Here is a 17,205-nt window from a genome sequence, read left to right as displayed (position 1 = left end):
ATGGATGTCACAGGTTCATATGCTGCAACCGGATATTCATACGCTTCATGGATTTTTCAGCAGGGAACTGGAGCCCGCGCTATATATTCAATCTGGGGATACTGTCGTGTATCAAACCCTAGATGCGGGTTGGGGACTGGAGAAGCGCAGTGCCCCGGGCGCGGCGAGAACGAAGTTTACGGAGCGCAAGCCGGAGCGGCAGGAGGAGCATTTTGGGCATGCATTAATGGGTCCCGTCCATATTCAAGGGGCTGAACCCGGGCTTACATTGGAGATCCAGATCAACGAAGTTATTCCCGGATCGTGGGGATGGACCTCTGCTGGAGGTTTTCCGAGTTATTGGAACGAGAAGCTGGGCATGGCCGACGCCAAGGAAGTGACACTGGATTTTGAATTGGATGCCAGGACAATGACAGGCAGAAGTCAGTTCGGAGATTTCAAGTACGGCATCGGTCTGAAACCGTTTATGGGGGTTATGGGCATGCCGCCGAAGGAAAAAGGCAAGCATACGACTTTTGTGCCGCGTCCATATGGAGGCAATCTTGATTGCAAAGAGTTGACGGCTGGAAGCACGTTGTTTCTGCCAATCCCGGTTGATGGCGGATTATTCTCAACAGGGGACGGACACGCGGCGCAGGGCGACGGCGAAGTTAGCGGTCCCGCCCTGGAATGCCCCATGGATAAGGTGTGTCTAACTTTTCATGTCCGTGACGACATGCCCATAACGATGCCCAGAGCCAAGACGAGTACCGGGTGGCTTACGATGGGGTTCCACGAGGATCTGGACGAAGCCATGTGGATGGCCTTAAGCGGGATGCTTGATCTCATGACCGAGCTTTACTCTATTTCAAGAACGGAGGCGTACGCCTACGCCACCTTAACAGTGGATCTGCGGGTAACCCAGATCGTGAACATCCTTAAGGGCGTGCACGCATTTTTACCTTTTGGGGCGTTGAGGTGAAAGGAAGTTAAGGGGGATGGCTCAGACGGATGAAAAAAAGGAGATAACTCTATAATCAAACTTCATAAATAAATGTCCATTTTTAAGGAGGTCTAATGTATGCAGTTATACGAGACAATGGTCAATAACCAAGGGGTATATATTCATGTGACGGAGGTACATCGGGAGCTTAGGAATGAACAAAACTCATTGGTCATCATCCCGGGACTGTCCGAGTCGGCTGAGGATTACATCGCCATAATGGAAAAGCTGACGCCCAGACATATCGTTGTCATCACGCTTCGTGGCCGGGGACGAAGTGATTCGCCTGTCTCGGGATATGCACTCGAAGACCATATCAGCGACATTGATGCGGCTATTTGTCATCTTGAACTTGAGCAATTCGTACTCATGGGATACTCCCGAGGGGTGTCCTATCAGTTAGGCTACGCGGTTCAGAATCCGGAACGCATTCAAGGCCTGATCATCGGAGACTATCCCGCGGTTCATACCCAGCTGCCAGCGGGATGGGTGGAATTCTTTGCTTCGCTACCGCCTTGGAGAGGAAGGAAGCTGTCCGACCGTATGAAAACATCGGCTTTACAGGCGCTGCAACAGGAATCGGCTAAGGTCGAATTGTGGAACGACTTAACCCGATTGACATGCCCAGTCCTTATTATCCGTGGCGTAAAACCACATCCCGGGTTATCATTAGAAGCAGTGGAACAATATAAGCTGTCGCTGCCTCAGGCAAGCATCGCGGCGTTCGAGGAGCATGATCATAATATTTTTGAACCGGATGTGGATGTGTTTGTCAGCACCGCAGACTCTTTTCTAAAAAGAGATTAGGCAGAACCATCAATCTATCACTAAAAAGGGTGTACGCACTTGGACAATCTGAAGCTGAATGTATCACTGTTACGACAAAGAGTTCCGAACCTGACCAGCGCAGCCAAATCCGTGGGATTACGGCCGGCCACGGTCTCCAACCTATGCACAGGAAAAATTCCCGTTGGTCGGGCGGAAGTCCGCACCATTGCCGCATTGGCATCTCTGGCAAAATGCAGTTTGGATGAACTGATTCTGCGCGGGGAAAGTGTGGAGATGATCGAAACGGGCATTAAGCCCCTTGATCTATTTGCTCCTTTGGCCAAAGGAGGTACCGTCGGGCTGGTCGCCCGTCCCGGAATGGGCCAACCGGTGCTGCTCGGTGAATTGTTTCATCACTTCAAGCAGGAAGGGTATATGACGATTCTGCTGAAGCCGGAAGGCGAATATCCCGAGCTGCAGGATATGCTGAATGATGTAGAACGGGTTGCCAATTCAATAGAAGAAACCTATTCCATTGTGACGAATGCAAATACCGATAAAGAGATTATGTTTGCAGCGGACCGGGAGCATGTCTTGACCGGCAAAATCTACGACCTCCAGGAACGTCTTCAACAAGAGGGTTTGAGGCAGGTCACGACTTTTCTTGTGGACCTTAAAGGTGCGGTTGTTGATGAAGACATGCCTTACGGTCCGCTGGAGACGCTGTGGTATTTCGATGCCGATCTGGCGGCCAGACATATGTTTCCTGCCGTGAACCCGTTATATTCTACATCTTCCGTATTGGAAGGCGTTCACCTGGATCAGGCTCACTTATCGGTCCAACAGCGGGCCCAGAAGCTGCTGCGCCGTTATCGCGAGCTGCGTTCGCTGGTTCAAGTGCGAGGATTGCAGGCCATTCCGGCATCCGAGACGGAGGTTTATGAACGTGGAGAACGGCTTGAGGCTTATCTTACGCAGCCTTTTTACGTTGCCGAGGCTTACAACGGGTTACCTGGCGAGCGGGTGCATTTACAGGATACGCTGCATGATGTTCAAGCTATTTTGAACGGCAGCATGGATCATCGTTCGGTGGAGAGTTTATCCTGGATCGGATCGATAAAATAGCGCTGTAATCATCAAAAGTCGAATTCTCGTAGTTTGTTTATCGGGAATATCGGCTTTTTTACATGATTCCGCATAATATAATCCGTATGTCCCATAGCTGATAAGCAAAGGCCAGTATATAATATGTGCTAGTTTGTATCGTGCGGATGGCAGGAAGGTTGCACTGGACAACTGAAATGCCATGCTTGTACGGGATACGAGACCATACATAAAGGAGAAATGGACATGAAGAGAAAAGGTTGGCTTATCGCTTTTGCAGCGGCATTATTGTTAACACTTATCGTAGTACCGGTTCAGCAGTCTTTTAGTGCAGAGGGCAATCCGACGGCAACCGCCATTACACAGAGTGCTCTGAACGATCAGTTCCATTTGGATCATGTCGTTAAGATTTACGTGCCTTCAACGGTGAAGGGAGATATTCCGATTACGGATGCAGCTCATCAGAAGTTTGTTGACCAAACACTGACAAAGCTGTCCGGCTGGTTTGGCGGGGCAACGGCGATTCCGGGTGAAGGGGCATGGGTGGACAATAACAAAACCCTCATCAAGGAAAAAGTAACGATCGTGTACGCGTTTGCCGAGAAGCTGGATAAGGATTCGCTTAATCAAGTGGTGGACTATGCGAAGAAGCTTAAAGACGATTTGTCGCAATCCGCGATCTCACTCGAGGTTGACGGTAAACTGTACTTCATCGAATAGTTGATTCTCGGATCAAAGGTTTTGCTAAATAGGGGAGGTCTCCCTGCTGTCAGTGATGGCAGAAGAGGGAGACGTCCTCTTTATTATGTTTGAACTTTAATAGAGAAACCTCCACAGATAAAAGGTGGCGTAGGATTCCCAGTTCGCCCATGCTGCCGACAGCTCCAGTATTTCCTTTTTCGTCGGTTTGACCTCCAAGCCCAGCAGATGTTTGATGGCATTGTGCAGACCCACATCATCGATGGGAAAAGCCGCCGGCATTCGTAAACAGCGCATCAACACATAATTGGCTGTCCATGGTCCGATCCCGCGGATGCTGACCAGTTGTTTCTCCGCTTGTTTCAAGCTGCCTGCTTCTAGCAGCTGCTCCTTCGTCAGTTTCCCTTCTGCCATGAGCTGGGCCACTCCGATAAGATACTCGCCTTTTTTAACGGTCATCCGAAGCCCGTCCAGGTCTTCAACACGCAGCGGTGCAATGTCTTCAGGTCTTGGAAAAATCCAATAAATCTCTCCTTCACACTCCACGCGGCGGCCGAAGGCTTCAACGAAACGTCTTTTTAACGTATAGGCATAGGCCAGGTTAATTTGCTGCCCCAGAATGCCCCAGCACAAAGCCTCGAACAGATCGGGAATACCCATATTGCGAAGCCCGTAGAAGGATTGAACGGCTTGACTGAGTAATGGATCTGCTTCCGCCATCGTATAGAACGGTACGAGATCGGTATTCAGATCGAACCAGTCCCGAACATAACCCGCTACTTCCGCCCGCTTGCAGGGATCGGAGGGGGCGGTATTCCCCAAAAACCGAACAAGGATCGCCTGTTCTTGAGGCTCCGCACTGACTTCAATCACAGCGATGTCACCATCAAGCGGGATAGCACGGTAGATGCTGTCATTCCGAATATGATAAAGACATTCGTTCGGCGATCTTTGCAAATAATTGAGGTTCTCCGTAAAACTGAACTCCTTCGGTACGAAAAGCCTTATGGCTTCGGCATGATCTTCCCAGCTGTCCCGGGGGAGATGATTCTCCATAGTATAGGGCTTATCGTCATGTATCTGGTTTCGCTCCTGCATCTTCATCATTTCCTTTCGCACCTGAACTCTTCTATACTAGTTGTACCATAAATGCAGACCGTATAATTTTGTTATCTTGCTCTTCTATTCCAAAAAGCGTACAACAGGATTATCCTGTGGTTATAATGTTAGCGGAGGTGAGGAAACGTGGCAAACCAAATACAACCGACCGAAGCCCAGTGGAAAGCCATTATCAACAACGACAAGGAAAGTGACGGCAAGTTTTTCTATGCGGTGCAGACAACAAAGATCTTCTGCAGGCCATCCTGTAAATCCAGACCCCCGAAGTTTGAAAATGTGCGCGTGTTTCAATCGGCTGATGAAGCAAAAGCTGAGCGCTTCCGGCCATGCAAAAGGTGCAAGCCGACGGGAGAGCGCCTGCCGGACCATGAATGGATTGAACTCGTCACCGAGTATATCGATCAACACTATACCGATCATCTTTCGCTTGATGTGTTGGCCGATGTGAGCCACGGCAGTCCGTACCATCTGCACCGAATATTTAAGCGTGTCAAAGGTCAGACCCCGATGGAGTACATTCAGGATTACCGGATTGGCAAGGCCAAAGAGCTCCTGACGAATTCCAGCTTGGCGATCTCGGATATCGGCCATAAGGTGGGCATGGAGAATACGGCTTATTTTATCACGCTGTTTAAGAAGAAAACGGGGATGACCCCCCTTAACTATCGCGGGCAATGTTTAAAAAATACGAGTGCGGAGGTGCACGATCATGAAATCCAATCATTTGATTACCATTAACTGGACTCAACTGCGTCATGATAACTGGAGCGTATACATCGCGGCCACGGAGCAGGGATTATGTTACGTCGGATCACAGGATAAACCTTTTACAGAGTTGGAGGACTGGGTACAAGCGAAATTCCCTGGCTGTGAGCTCGTGCAGAATGATGCAGCCATGCAGCCATATGCCACCGAGATGCTGGAGTATTTTCAAGGGAAGCGTGATCGGTTTGAGATGGCTTTGGATTACAAGGGGACCGCTTTTCAGGTGGCGGTATGGAATGCGCTGTGCCAGATTCCGTATGGGCAGACTTTTACGTATTCTGACATCGCCAATCAGATTGGAAAGCCGGCAGCTGTTCGAGCTGTAGGAGCAGCTATTGGGGCTAATCCGCTGCTGATAACTGTGCCTTGTCATCGGGTAATTGGCAAAAGCGGTGCATTGACGGGGTATCGCGGGGGGCTTGCCATGAAGACCCGGCTGCTGGAGCTTGAGGGTGAGCGAGCCAGGATGAGGGAGACGATGAATTATGCCTAATTCATTGCCGCAACGCATAGCAGGCCTGGATTGGACAGGGATACAAGCAGCTTTGGATGAACAGGGATATGCTGTCCTACCAAAGCTGCTGCTATCTGAAGAGTGTACAGAGATTATCAACACATATTCGGAAGAAGAGCGGTTTCGAAACACGATCAATATGGCTAGGCACCGGTTCGGGCTCGGAGAGTACAAGTATTATCAAGCTCCGCTGCCAGAATCGCTGCAGCAGCTTCGGGAAGGCTTTTATCCTGAGCTTGCGCTGACGGCTAACCGCTGGCTGACACAGCTTGGACATGAGGAGAGGTATCCGGCGAGCTTGGATGAGTTTCTTGGCATGTGCCATGCGCAGGAGCAAAAGCGTTCGACGCCGTTGATTTTGAAATATGAAGAGGGCGGCTATAATTGCTTGCATCAGGATTTGTACGGAGATGAATTTTTCCCGTTTCAAGTGGTGTTTGTTCTGAATGAGAAGGAAGTCGATTACACGGGAGGAGAGTTCCTTCTCATCGAGCAGCGGCCGCGGGCACAGAGCCGGGGACATGTCATCACGTTGGAACAAGGTGCGGGGTTAATTTTTCCCACCAATCATCGTCCCGTTGAAGGAACGCGGGGGTATTACCGAACCACGCTCCGTCATGGCGTCAGCACGATTACGTCGGGGACCAGATACAGCCTTGGGATTATTTTTCATGATGCAAAGTAGAGGGGCGCATGTGTATTCACTCGTTCATTACGGGTTGTGAGGAGAGAAATAGTATAATAGAAGAAAGTGTAGAAATGGGGTGTCCGAGGTGAAACAAGAAGTGCTCTATAAAACGCCAAAGACCCTGCTCAATAAAGGAACAGGATTCCTGAATGGATACAGCCATACCTTGAACCCGTATACGGGCTGCACCTTCGCTTGTTCTTACTGCTATGTCCGGCAAATGCCGGTATCGATATTCCGCAATCAGGAATGGGGGAGCTGGGTTGACGTTAAGCTCGAATCTGCTGCCATCCTGCGTAAAGAACTGAAGCGTGCCAAGTCCAAGGGACCCGTCACGATTTTCATGTCTTCCAGCACCGATCCTTACCAGCCGGTTGAGGCCAAGGAAGAAGTGACTCGCGTTTTGCTTGAGGTGATGGTCAGCGAACCGCCGGATTTTCTGCTCGTACAGACGCGCAGTCCGTTGGTCCAGCGGGATATTGATCTGCTGCAACAGTTAGGAGAACGCGTGCGGGTAAGCATGACGGTCGAGACGGACCGTGATGAGATGCGCAAGCATTTTACGCCGTCAGCCCCGCCGATCCAAGCGAGACTGAAAACCCTCGCACTCCTGAGGGACGCAGGAATTCCTGCCCAGGCAGCAATCGCACCCGTGCTTCCGAGCACGGAGGCTTTCCCACAGATCCTGCGGCCGCTTGTGAATCGCGTGTGCATCGACGATTATTTTATGGGGGATGGCAGTGGCGGGAAGCGTACGAAAAGACTGCCGGTTCAGGCTCTGTACGAGGAGCTTGGGGAGCAGGAATGGTACGATCCAGCTGCCTATCAGGTGGTCTACGATCGATTTCGCAGGGAGTTTCCGGAGGAGCAGTTGTTTGTGAGTCAGAAGGGTTTTGAACCTTAAGGTTTAGGTTGGCAAGTTTAGAAGATGATGCTTGATCCATGGATTAGATAAATTACGATAGGTTTAGGCCAGGAGCAGGAGTTCGTTTCTGGTCTTTTTTGTCATGTCCGGCGCTAGATGATTATGGTATGATTGGCGAAAATAACCAGTCAGACGGTAGTGGAGCGTACGGAGTTATATGAAATCAATGCAAACAATAAAAAACAAAGGGGCGACTACTTTTTGAATCCGATATTAATAGATTTTCCAAGCCAATTTTTTACTGATAGATTACTGATTAGAAGTCCATATCCTGGAGATGGAAAGATAGTATATGAATCAATTATGGCTTCATTAAATGAATTAAGAAGATGGCTTCCTTTTGCACAGAAAGAACAATCAGAGGAAATAATTGAAGCTAACTTAAGAGAGGCTTATTTGAAATTTTTAAAGAGAGAAGATCTTAGATTTTTAATCTTTCATAAAGATTCTAACCAATATATTGGATCTTCAGGTCTACATAATCCTAACTGGAATATACCTAAATTTGAGATCGGATACTGGATAGACAGTCGACAAAGTGGGCAAGGATTTATGACTGAAGCAGTACAGGGTATTTCTGACTTTGCATTTAATGTATTAAAAGCTCGCAGAGTGGAAATCCGATGCGATACATTGAATGATAAGAGTAGATCAATTCCAGAAAGATTAGGATTTACATTAGAAGGGACACTAAGAAATGAAGATACATCTGTTGATGGGAGTACGTTAAGAGATACATTTATTTTTGCAAAGATTGATGAGAAGAACTGTAAGTCATTCGATGAAGGCTTTGACATCATTTAACACAAAATTCACGCGTCGGGCCTGACGACCCTCGGTCCGCCAGAAGGCATCCAGGGGAAGGGGGATCAGCGGCCACACCTGTGAGGTTAGCTATACAAGCGTAGCCGGTCTCTTCGTGACCTTAAGATTCTCGGTTTCGGTAAATGCGAGTCATGGAGTTGTTGCTGATATTGGCGCAGGTACCGGGGGTTCCTTACTCGACACTTTGTCGGAAATGTACAGAAGATCTATGCAATAGAGCCTGAACAGGAAATGCCAAGAATAGCATATGAAATTATCGGATCAAGAGGAGATATTGAATACATAGATGGAGTAGCTGAGACTGCGAAATTACCTGATCAATCCGTTTGCTTTTGCGAAGAAGTTATATCGATGAGGTGAATTATGAAAGATATAAATTATAAGATATGGACTCTATGTATGGTGCAAGATGGGGATAGGGTTTTGATGCTTAATAGAACCCATGATAATTTTAAGGGATATATTGCTCCTGGAGGTAAATTGGATTTTCCTGAAAGTCCAATTGAAGGTGCGATCAGAGAAGTAAAAGAAGAAACAGGACTTATTGTTAAAAATCTGAGGTTTAAAGGGATCTATGAGTATGTGAATGAAGAAGCCAATGATAGACACATTATTTTAAATTACTTAACAAACGATTTTTCTGGAGAATTATTGTCGGATTTCACAGAAGGTATACCAGAGTGGGTGAAGATTTCAGATTTAGAAGATTTACCTATGCAACAATCTATCAGAAGAAGGATGCCTTACTTTTTCCAAGATGGGACATTCGAAATTCATGTCGTTTGGGAAGATGGAGAGAAAGAAGTACATGTAAGGGAAACATGATTTAACGGTATTTTGGAGATGGCAATTACATCAACTCACATGACAAATTGAAAGGATTATCAAGGTGGAAAATCTAATAATAGAACCCTACAAACCCGAAAGGGATATATCCTCTATCCAAGCCATGTTGTTTGGGGATGAATTCTTTAAGGAAAAGTTTCGGGAGACCGAAATCAATTTTCCTGAAGGTATATTTGTTGCTTATTACAATAATATGACCGTGGGATTTCTCTCCTTTAGCGGTTTTAAGGGGAGAGGAACGGAGATGACAATCTTTGTAAGAAAGGAATATAGAGGAAAGGGCATCGGGAGCAAGCTTATTGAAAGCGCAGAACAATTACTTAATCAATACGAGGCAGTCGAACGTTCGATTGGTGCATGTATGGACGGCGATCGATCTTCTCTGCAATTTGTATGTAAAAACGGTTACCATATACTTCATTCTTCTTATATCATGGTGCGTGAAGGAGAAATTCTTCCTGAAAGTCATTTTCCTATTAGGCAGTATGAAGATGATGATTATCCCGAGTGGATGTTATTCGCGAAATGGCTTTTTACAAAATGCGTGAACGAGTTGGTATTCTCCCATCGTATTATATTGCACCTTCAGAATGGGAACGGAATAATTTTTTGAAAGGTAGAAACAACAGATTTGTAATAGCGGCATGTGGAGTTATTGACGGCTGTGAGCTGCGTCAGGTCGCAGTTCGGCCAGATATGCAATCTCGTGGATACGGTAAAGCCTTCGTTTCATTTCTTTTGAATGAGATGATGCATCGTGGCGAAAAGATCGTTAAGCTTGAGGTCGTCAAAGGCAATCCTGCGAAAACGCTGTACGAGAGTCTAGGCTTCAAGGAAAAATCCTTGTACCATATCGTAACTAAATATTATAGACCGGATAGCCGATTGAGCAGACCGCCCGTCGAGATGTATTAGTGCATTTGGAATGTCGGGAACACCAAACGTTATGTGAATCAGCGTGATTTTAAAAAACTAAAAAGATGATCCGTGGAGGTTCTCCATGTTAACAACAAAACGATGTTTACTCTCTATAATTCAAGAAAGTGATTATGAAAATGTAAAGAGATTATACATAAATGAGCATGTTCGATCTTACCTTGGCGGAACAACTGATGATGAACAATCCCTGAGAATCAAATATTCCGAAATCATTAATAAATCTAATGAGGATAGTTCAAGTTATTGGATTGTGAGAATGTCAGAAAGCAAAGAATTTATCGGCTTGATATCTTTGGACGAATATTACGATGGTGAAAACATTGAAGTGTCGTATCAGTTCCTTCCAGAGTATTGGGGGGGTGGTCTTGCAACGGAGGTTATTAGTAGATTGATTGAATATGCTTTTAATGAACTTGGAATACAGAAGTTAGTAGCAGAAACACAAACGGCAAACATTAGATCATGCAAGTTGTTAGAGAAAGTAGGTATGATAATGGAGAAAAGAATTATAAGATTTGGTGCCGAACAAGCCGTTTATAGTATACAAAGATTATGAAAGTTATTCGGAAAAGGTGCTGACAACCTTGTGAGGCTAAGCCCGTCGGAACTGATTGCTGGGACCCCGATAAGCTCGGGTTCGTAGATACCAAACGTTATGTGAAATCCTTGCAAATCTGAATAAACGTAAACGATCTAAGGAGATACTTGGGATTATGATTATTAAAATGACACATGAAAATATAGAGGATTTTAATAAGTCTAATGAAGACTTGATTGTATTCGGAAGGATAATTCCTAAATACGAAGACGATATTTGGACTTACACGGAAGAACTATTCTCTGAACAATATACTAAGGGATAATGAAGACATCGACGTCAGTTATATAGATAACGAAAACAAAGCTGTCTACTTCTATTATGTTGACAATAATTGTGTAGGCCAGATACAACTTCATACTCATTGGAATGGCTATGCTTTATTAGAAGATATCGCTGTTGCAAAGAATTGGAGAAACAAAGGGATTGGGAAAAATACTACTAGAGAAAGCAATTGAATGGGCAAAGGAGAATAAACTTATCGGTCTTATGCTCGAAACTCAAGATGTTAATATTACAGCATGTAGGTTTTACTCAAAGAATAAATTTGTTATCGGTGCAGTTGATAATATGCTTTATTCAAATTTTTCGACTGCTAATGAAAAAGCAGTATTCTGGTATAACAAATTTGAAGATTGATAAAGATTGAAGCATTTTGGAAGATGGGCAAGGACATTGCATAACAATGCGTTTACGGCAGCGGTCCGATTGGCGCCCGTGGTCTGCTGGAGAGACTTCGAGAAAAAAATTCTGGCAGACCACCTGCTCTGGCTAAGTCCGTCGGACCCGGCAATGTTGTTATTTAGTCTTCTGAAGCTTTTGGCGATAATCATGTAGTTCTTTTTGAAAACGATAAAAAGGACCTGATAACATTTTAATGCTTCTTTTTAGGCTGATTTGCTTTTTGGGATCATGTTCAAAATACTCCAATTGGTCAATATTTTTATCTATTTTTTCCCGAAGTGTGAGTATGAACCCAATCGCAATGTGAGTTCTGGCTAACTCCTGAAGATCCGCAGCCAAAGCTTCGCTAAGATTTCGAATGTCCGGAAGATGTAACGACTTTTCCACGAAGAAAACTTCTGGAGTGAAATCCTCACGAAAATCTTGTCCCGGTACTTGGTCCCAAAAGTCATTCCATTCTCGTAACAGGCCTGTTTCATACAACAAAAATTTAAGAAACCCACATAACCATGCCGTACAACTTGTATTACGTTGCTGGCATCCAATTCCGTCCGCAAGATGCCTGCAACCATTACAGCAAGAGCCTCCATTGGCAATGCAGACTTTGCAAATAGGATCGGATCCGACCTCATGCAGAGCCTGAATACCAATCGCAATGACAGCTTGCCTGCTCACTTTTTTCAATAACGAAGTCGATGGGTGAATGGATGGCAAATCTTGTTGAGATGGATCATTAACCATAAAGCCTGACATTCGCATCCACTCCTCATTTATTAATGGTATAAAATCAAATATTCAAAAATTTGAATATAAAGAGTATTATACGATAGTTGCAACCAAATAACAATCGATGCTCAGGCGATTTTTTTTTACGCGATGTTTGGTATACGGTTGTGTTATTATATTCATATATTCAAAAGTTTAGCCACTAAGGGAGTATAGCCATGAACCAAAATCAAAATATTCAACAGTTTAAAGCCGATTTTTTTAAAGCGCTGGCTCATCCGATGAGAATTCGAATTCTTGAGGTGCTGAGCGAAGGAGATAAAAACGTCAACGAATTGCAAAGTATTTTGGGTTCAGAAGGTTCAGCCGTTTCTCAACAATTGTCAGTATTACGAAATAAAAATGTAGTTACTGGCTTAAAAGACGGAACATCGGTCATCTATTCCTTACGTGACCCGTTGATTAAAGAATTGCTAGCTGTTACAAAGCAGATATTCGATAATCATCTCGTTGATGCGATTTCTTTGCTTGAGGTCATCCGAAATGAACCATAACTAAAAAAACAAGGGCATCCGTGAGCAATACTCAGGAGCACCTTGTTTTTTTCGTTTATAGAATAGAGGAATAGGTTCAATTTTAGCGATTGACATTATTCATTTGCAGGAGTAACATCTCACATATATTCAAATAATCAAATATATGAAAAAAAGAAGGTAAAGCAGATGAAATGGACGGGAAGATTTGAGGGATATCATGCATCCGCATTTCGTAAAGATCTTATTTCAGGCCTGATTGTTGGTATTATCGCCATTCCATTAGGAATGGCGTTTGCTATTGCTGCTGGTGTCAAACCCGAGTATGGTATTTATACAACCATCGTTGCCGGTATTTTAATTTCTTTGCTCGGAGGCTCTAAATTTCAAATTGGGGGGCCGACCGGTGCATTCATCCCCATCCTTTTCGCAATAGTAATTCAATATGGATACGAAAATTTGCTGATTGCTGGATTCATGGCTGGCATCATCCTTGTCTTAATGGGATTATTAAAACTTGGTGCGTTGATTAAGTTTATTCCTCGCCCGGTAACCATTGGATTTACCGCTGGAATCGCAGTGATTATCTTCAGCGGACAAATTGCTAATTTTTTGGGTCTAAGTGGTATCGAGAAACATGAAAATTTTCTGCCCAACATGAAGGAAATTGTGATGCATCTGACAACCACGAATATCTACAGCGTCATAACAGCAGGGGTTTGTTTGGTTGTCCTTCTCCTTACACCAAGAATTATGCCGAAGGTTCCGGGTTCTTTAGTGGGGCTTGTCGTATCCAGTTTGGTTGCGGCTGTGTTCTTCAAAGGAGACGTAGCAACGATTGGATCGTCGTTCGGAGCAATTCCTAGTACATTACCTCAATTCCATTTTCCGCAAATAACTTGGGACCGTATTGAAACGCTGATTCGTCCCGCTTTTATCATCGCGATGTTGGGTGGTATTGAGTCTTTGTTATCGGCAGTTGTAGCTGATGGCATGACCGGCAGTCGTCATGATAGCAGTCGTGAACTGATTGGGCAAGGCATCGCGAATATGGTGACACCTCTATTTGGAGGTATTCCAGCAACGGGTGCCATTGCACGGACAGCAACCAATATCAAAAACGGTGCTGTCTCGCCTATGTCCGGAATTATACATGGTATTGTTGTTTTTTTGGTCCTCATTTTATTTGCACCTTACGCTTCGGAGATTCCACTTGCCAGTATGGCTCCCATCCTGATGCTCGTTGCTTGGAATATGAGCGAACGGAAAGAATTTGCTCATGTCTTGAAAACCAAAACGAGCGATTCCATTGTACTCATCATTACATTTTTACTAACCGTATTCACGAATTTAACGACTGCTGTTGAAGTGGGATTAATCTTAGCCGTCATTCTGTTTGTGAAACGAATGAGTGACGTTTTGAGAGTAACTAAAGTGCTTCCCGATCCAGCGGATAACCATGAAAAAGTAAGGGCACACATGGTAACCGAGGGGCATGATTGTCCCCAAATCGGTATGTACACAATTGAAGGTCCGCTCTTTTTTGGTGCTGCGAACATGTTCGAGAAGTCGATCATGGATACGATTCATCAAAGACCTAAAGTCTTACTTCTACGAATGGGGAAAGTACCCTTTATGGATACGACAGGGGAGCACAATTTAGCCAGCTTAGTTAAACACTTCAAGAAGTTTGGTGGGATGGTTCTTATATCGGGTGTCCAACCACAGCCTATGGAAGTATTGAAGAGAACGGGTTTGTTTGATCTTATCGGGGCCGATCACTTCTTTGGGCATACGGGTGAGGCGATTGATTACGCATTATTCCAATTGGATCATAACCAATGTTTAGGATGTAAACATTTTGCTTTCCGGGAATGTACCGCATTATCGAACAAGGAGCTCCAAAAGAAAGTGATACAAGGAGCTCGTTGCATAGATACAGCAAGTCGATGATAGTAAATGATCTGTGGTTTCAGGCATAACTTAAACCAGCGCGTGCCAAGGGACATCGGCACGCGCTGGTTTGTATAGCTATTAACATGATTCAAATTCGCTAGAAGTTAGGAAGCAATCGAACAAGTTTATCCGGAGTGCCGTCACCATTTTTATCGCCATTGTTACTGGTAACGAAATAAAGCGAACCGTCCGGTGCTTCGACAATGTCGCGGATGCGGCCGTATTTATTCACAAACAGATAATTAAGATCACTACTGTTGATCGTCGGCTTTCCGTTCTGCTCTCCAATGACCATGCGAATGATCTGTTTGCCTTTAAGGTTGGTAACAAGAAGATTGCCTGCCCATGGCCCTTGAGTTACAAAGGTCATGCCGGAGGGTGCCCAGGTTGTGCCACTCGCATAAATAAGCGGAGGTGTAATGCCTGGTTGATTCTGATTCCCGCCCTCATATTTAGGCCAGCCGTAATTGTTACCGGGTTCTATGAAGTTGATTTCGTCCTTGGAGGATTCACCATGCTCCGATTCAAAGAGACGGTTCGTTCCAGGCTGCCATGCTAATCCTTGAGGATTCCGGTGTCCACGGCTATAAATCGGCGAAGAGGCGCCAAATGGATTGTCGGCAGGAATGGTGCCGTCCAAATTAAGGCGGAATATCTTCCCTCCGAGGTAAGAAAGAGTATCATCTTTATTTCCGTAGTTGCCGTCACCGAAATACAGTTTGTTGTCCGGGCCTATCTTCAAGCGGCCGCCATTGTGATAGACTGCACCAGGAAGATCAGTGATCAGAACCTTGTCAATTGTAGCTTTGTTGTTATTCTCTTTAAGACGAACAACCCTGTTGGCTACTTTGTTGTCGGATGTTTTGTAGGAATGATAAATATACATGTAATGATTGGTGGCAAAATTAGGGTCAAGCGCTAGTCCCAATAAGCCGCCTTCACTCTTAGGCATATAATAAAAAGGGGAGCCGAGCGTAATGACCGGCGTTGATTTCAAATTCCCGTTCTCAACGACACGAACTCTGCCGCTGTTGCGTTCCGTGAAGAAGATCCGTCCATCCGGTGCGAAATCGATAGCCCATGGCGTTTCCAAGTTGTTAGCGACAACCTCTGGTATATATGGATCGGAAGAGGCAGGGTTCGTTTTAACCGATAACGCTTGGCTAGCCTCAGAGATATTTCCTGCTAAATCCCTGGCTTTAACGGTGAAGCTGTATGTGGTATTTGCCGTAAGTCCTGTTACCTTGAAAGATGTGGCAGACGTGCTGCCTGCTAATGAGCCGTTTCTATAAATATCGTACTCGTACACGCCTACGTCATCTGTCGATGCCGTCCAGGTCAAATGAACTGATGAAGATGTTTTGCTTGAGCTTTCAAGTTCTGTCGGGGCAGTTGGTGCCTGAGTATCGGTTTGGTTCGTCGTTTTCACGGTGAGAGGACTGCTGGCATTGGAAATATTCCCTGCTGTATCTCTTGCCCTGACTGTGAAATTATATGTGGTATTCGGGGTTAAACCGGTAAAGGTGTAGATCGTATCCGTCACATTCGCTTGCGCCAATACGTCGTCTTTATAAACGTCATAATCCTTAACGCCAACATCATCCAATGATGCCGTCCAGGATATACTTGCCGTTGTATCGGTTACACTGGTTGCTTGCAAGTGGGTCGGTTCGGTAGGCGGGTATACATCTCCTGACGCATTTACCTTCACCTTGTCAAAGATAGCCGTGCTTAATTTAGACTCATTATGGCTGCTGACAGCCAATCCTACATACAACGAGGCATTCATGTTTAGAGTCACATTGCCTAAATCTCCCCAGTTCAAACCGTTGTTGGATACATATCCTTTGATGACGCTGCCTTTACGTTCTAGCTTTATCCAGGCCGGGCTGGTCGATGCAATTTTCTCACTTTGGGAAGTTCCGCCTGTTTCGGCCCGGTACTGGAAAGTGAACCCGTTCGAAGGCGTCAACAGCAAATCGACATGCTTGGAATCAGCATTCAGCGTTTCCCTTATCATGATACCGGCCTTCGCGAATTCGTGTGAATTGGTTTGAGAAGAGACAAGGGCGATAATGGCGCCGTCTCCCGTCCAGGGCTGGTACACATAATTAAACTGATCTGATTTGCCCCAGATGTCCTTGCCCGCACCGCTTACGGAAAATTGATCAGCCGTTGGATCATAAGAAGCATTGCCCTTCACCGACGGTGAACCGATATTTTGTTGCTTCCACGGACTCGGCACAGCAGCAGCTGCCGTTTCTTCCTCAACCTCTGCTTCAGCAAAGCCCGATGTAGGAAATAATGTGATCAACATACAAATGCAGAGACTTAAGACCATCATTTTGCTTCGTGTGATCATCGCGACACTTCCTTTTTAATTTTTGGAATGACAACAGGGAAAGGCTTTGACAAATAATGAAATCCTCCTTTTTTAAAAATTAAACCGCTTATACTTTCGACTTCTACTTTACCACATTTGGATAAAAAAGGGTTTCCTTTTTTGAATAAAATCCAAATGTAATGTTTCTGAG

The 17,205-nt window shown here is 45.2% G+C and carries 18 protein-coding genes and 1 pseudogene; 16 read left to right on the top strand and 3 right to left on the bottom strand.

Annotated features, from left to right (window positions below):
* Window positions 1–4 precede the first annotated feature (4 nt).
* The 4 genes from ABEW73_RS08195 (at window position 5) to ABEW73_RS08180 (ending at window position 3,574) form a co-directional block, all read left to right on the top strand.
* Window positions 5–961 carry an acetamidase/formamidase family protein gene (locus tag ABEW73_RS08195; RefSeq protein ID WP_430164009.1) on the top strand — a complete coding sequence of 319 codons (957 nt, stop codon included), beginning with the start codon at window positions 5–7 and terminating at the stop codon, window positions 959–961.
* Window positions 962–1,060: 99 nt separating this feature from the next.
* The gene (locus ABEW73_RS08190) at window positions 1,061–1,789 is read left to right on the top strand and encodes an alpha/beta fold hydrolase (protein ID WP_430164007.1); all 729 of its coding nucleotides are present in this window, start codon (window positions 1,061–1,063) and stop codon (window positions 1,787–1,789) included.
* A gap of 39 nt (window positions 1,790–1,828) precedes the next feature.
* Entirely contained in the window at window positions 1,829–2,875 is a 1,047-nt protein-coding gene (locus ABEW73_RS08185; protein ID WP_430164004.1) for a hypothetical protein, read from the top strand.
* Between the two features lie 225 nt (window positions 2,876–3,100).
* Entirely contained in the window at window positions 3,101–3,574 is a 474-nt protein-coding gene (locus ABEW73_RS08180; RefSeq protein WP_071220445.1) for a DUF3574 domain-containing protein, read from the top strand.
* A 96-nt stretch (window positions 3,575–3,670) separates the two neighbouring features.
* Here ABEW73_RS08180 and ABEW73_RS08175 read toward each other — a convergent pair whose 3' ends face one another.
* Complete coding sequence (locus ABEW73_RS08175) at window positions 3,671–4,657, bottom strand: DNA-3-methyladenine glycosylase family protein (protein ID WP_430164967.1); 987 nt, start codon at window positions 4,655–4,657, stop codon at window positions 3,671–3,673.
* A gap of 141 nt (window positions 4,658–4,798) precedes the next feature.
* Here ABEW73_RS08175 and ABEW73_RS08170 point away from each other — a divergent pair, with 141 nt between their 5' ends.
* The 10 genes and pseudogenes from ABEW73_RS08170 to ABEW73_RS08125 all read left to right on the top strand — a co-directional run bounded on the left by ABEW73_RS08170 (window position 4,799) and on the right by ABEW73_RS08125 (window position 11,411).
* Complete coding sequence (locus ABEW73_RS08170) at window positions 4,799–5,410, top strand: bifunctional transcriptional activator/DNA repair enzyme AdaA (RefSeq protein WP_430164001.1); 612 nt, start codon at window positions 4,799–4,801, stop codon at window positions 5,408–5,410.
* Window positions 5,382–5,930, top strand: a complete 549-nt coding sequence (locus ABEW73_RS08165) for a methylated-DNA--[protein]-cysteine S-methyltransferase (RefSeq protein ID WP_430163998.1) — start codon at window positions 5,382–5,384, stop codon at window positions 5,928–5,930. The genes ABEW73_RS08170 and ABEW73_RS08165 overlap by 29 nt, the downstream gene beginning before the upstream one ends.
* Window positions 5,923–6,636, top strand: a complete 714-nt coding sequence (locus ABEW73_RS08160) for a 2OG-Fe(II) oxygenase (protein WP_430163995.1) — start codon at window positions 5,923–5,925, stop codon at window positions 6,634–6,636. Before ABEW73_RS08165 ends, ABEW73_RS08160 begins: the two co-directional genes overlap by 8 nt.
* Before the next feature lie 88 nt (window positions 6,637–6,724).
* Window positions 6,725–7,543: an SPL family radical SAM protein gene (locus ABEW73_RS08155; protein WP_430163993.1), complete on the top strand. Its 819-nt coding sequence runs from the start codon at window positions 6,725–6,727 to the stop codon at window positions 7,541–7,543.
* Window positions 7,544–7,765: 222 nt separating this feature from the next.
* Window positions 7,766–8,368 carry a GNAT family N-acetyltransferase gene (locus ABEW73_RS08150; protein ID WP_430163990.1) on the top strand — a complete coding sequence of 201 codons (603 nt, stop codon included), beginning with the start codon at window positions 7,766–7,768 and terminating at the stop codon, window positions 8,366–8,368.
* 384 nt (window positions 8,369–8,752) lie between these two features.
* Entirely contained in the window at window positions 8,753–9,214 is a 462-nt protein-coding gene (locus ABEW73_RS08145) for an 8-oxo-dGTP diphosphatase (RefSeq protein ID WP_430163988.1), read from the top strand.
* Window positions 9,215–9,278: 64 nt separating this feature from the next.
* Window positions 9,279–9,848, top strand: a complete 570-nt coding sequence (locus ABEW73_RS08140) for a GNAT family N-acetyltransferase (RefSeq protein ID WP_430163986.1) — start codon at window positions 9,279–9,281, stop codon at window positions 9,846–9,848.
* Window positions 9,761–10,150 (top strand): GNAT family N-acetyltransferase, encoded by a 390-nt coding sequence (locus ABEW73_RS08135; RefSeq protein WP_430163984.1) that lies wholly within the window; start codon window positions 9,761–9,763, stop codon window positions 10,148–10,150. Before ABEW73_RS08140 ends, ABEW73_RS08135 begins: the two co-directional genes overlap by 88 nt.
* A gap of 85 nt (window positions 10,151–10,235) precedes the next feature.
* Window positions 10,236–10,730, top strand: coding sequence for a GNAT family N-acetyltransferase (locus ABEW73_RS08130; protein ID WP_430163982.1), 495 nt, complete (start codon window positions 10,236–10,238; stop codon window positions 10,728–10,730).
* Window positions 10,731–10,887: 157 nt separating this feature from the next.
* A pseudogene (locus ABEW73_RS08125) lies at window positions 10,888–11,411 on the top strand (GNAT family N-acetyltransferase).
* Between the two features lie 159 nt (window positions 11,412–11,570).
* On the opposite strand, the gene ABEW73_RS08120 reads toward ABEW73_RS08125, so the two are convergent.
* Window positions 11,571–12,209: a hypothetical protein gene (locus ABEW73_RS08120; RefSeq protein WP_430163980.1), complete on the bottom strand. Its 639-nt coding sequence runs from the start codon at window positions 12,207–12,209 to the stop codon at window positions 11,571–11,573.
* A gap of 191 nt (window positions 12,210–12,400) precedes the next feature.
* Between ABEW73_RS08120 and ABEW73_RS08115 the strand changes: the two genes are divergently transcribed.
* Both ABEW73_RS08115 and ABEW73_RS08110 read left to right on the top strand, forming a co-directional pair.
* Window positions 12,401–12,736 carry an ArsR/SmtB family transcription factor gene (locus ABEW73_RS08115; protein ID WP_076321867.1) on the top strand — a complete coding sequence of 112 codons (336 nt, stop codon included), beginning with the start codon at window positions 12,401–12,403 and terminating at the stop codon, window positions 12,734–12,736.
* Between the two features lie 168 nt (window positions 12,737–12,904).
* On the top strand, window positions 12,905–14,668 hold the full coding sequence (locus ABEW73_RS08110) for a SulP family inorganic anion transporter (RefSeq protein WP_430163977.1): 1,764 nt from the start codon (window positions 12,905–12,907) through the stop codon (window positions 14,666–14,668).
* A 100-nt stretch (window positions 14,669–14,768) separates the two neighbouring features.
* Here the strand turns inward: ABEW73_RS08110 and ABEW73_RS08105 are convergent, their stop codons facing one another.
* Window positions 14,769–17,033, bottom strand: a complete 2,265-nt coding sequence (locus tag ABEW73_RS08105; RefSeq protein ID WP_430163974.1) for a PQQ-dependent sugar dehydrogenase — start codon at window positions 17,031–17,033, stop codon at window positions 14,769–14,771.
* Window positions 17,034–17,205 lie beyond the last annotated feature (172 nt).

The sequence above is a fragment of the Paenibacillus lautus genome (genome assembly GCF_050482385.1).
Lineage (GTDB): Bacteria > Bacillota > Bacilli > Paenibacillales > Paenibacillaceae > Paenibacillus_AQ > Paenibacillus_AQ lautus_B.
The sequence above is the reverse complement of the archived record's forward strand: the minus strand, read 5'-3'. Positions and strand labels throughout refer to the sequence as shown.

Excerpts from the sequence above, each read along its gene's own strand:
- ABEW73_RS08135 (WP_430163984.1), top strand. The coding sequence starts at position 9,761 with ATGGCTTTTTACAAAATGCGTGAACGAGTTGGTATTCTCCCATCGTAT.
- ABEW73_RS08195 (WP_430164009.1), top strand. The coding sequence starts at position 5 with ATGTCACAGGTTCATATGCTGCAACCGGATATTCATACGCTTCATGGA.
- ABEW73_RS08190 (WP_430164007.1), top strand. The coding sequence starts at position 1,061 with ATGCAGTTATACGAGACAATGGTCAATAACCAAGGGGTATATATTCAT.
- ABEW73_RS08145 (WP_430163988.1), top strand. The coding sequence starts at position 8,753 with ATGAAAGATATAAATTATAAGATATGGACTCTATGTATGGTGCAAGAT.
- ABEW73_RS08180 (WP_071220445.1), top strand. The coding sequence starts at position 3,101 with ATGAAGAGAAAAGGTTGGCTTATCGCTTTTGCAGCGGCATTATTGTTA.
- ABEW73_RS08130 (WP_430163982.1), top strand. The coding sequence starts at position 10,236 with ATGTTAACAACAAAACGATGTTTACTCTCTATAATTCAAGAAAGTGAT.
- ABEW73_RS08105 (WP_430163974.1), bottom strand. The coding sequence starts at position 17,033 with ATGATCACACGAAGCAAAATGATGGTCTTAAGTCTCTGCATTTGTATG.
- ABEW73_RS08115 (WP_076321867.1), top strand. The coding sequence starts at position 12,401 with ATGAACCAAAATCAAAATATTCAACAGTTTAAAGCCGATTTTTTTAAA.
- ABEW73_RS08110 (WP_430163977.1), top strand. The coding sequence starts at position 12,905 with ATGAAATGGACGGGAAGATTTGAGGGATATCATGCATCCGCATTTCGT.
- ABEW73_RS08120 (WP_430163980.1), bottom strand. The coding sequence starts at position 12,209 with ATGTCAGGCTTTATGGTTAATGATCCATCTCAACAAGATTTGCCATCC.
- ABEW73_RS08175 (WP_430164967.1), bottom strand. The coding sequence starts at position 4,657 with ATGAAGATGCAGGAGCGAAACCAGATACATGACGATAAGCCCTATACT.
- ABEW73_RS08165 (WP_430163998.1), top strand. The coding sequence starts at position 5,382 with ATGAAATCCAATCATTTGATTACCATTAACTGGACTCAACTGCGTCAT.
- ABEW73_RS08160 (WP_430163995.1), top strand. The coding sequence starts at position 5,923 with ATGCCTAATTCATTGCCGCAACGCATAGCAGGCCTGGATTGGACAGGG.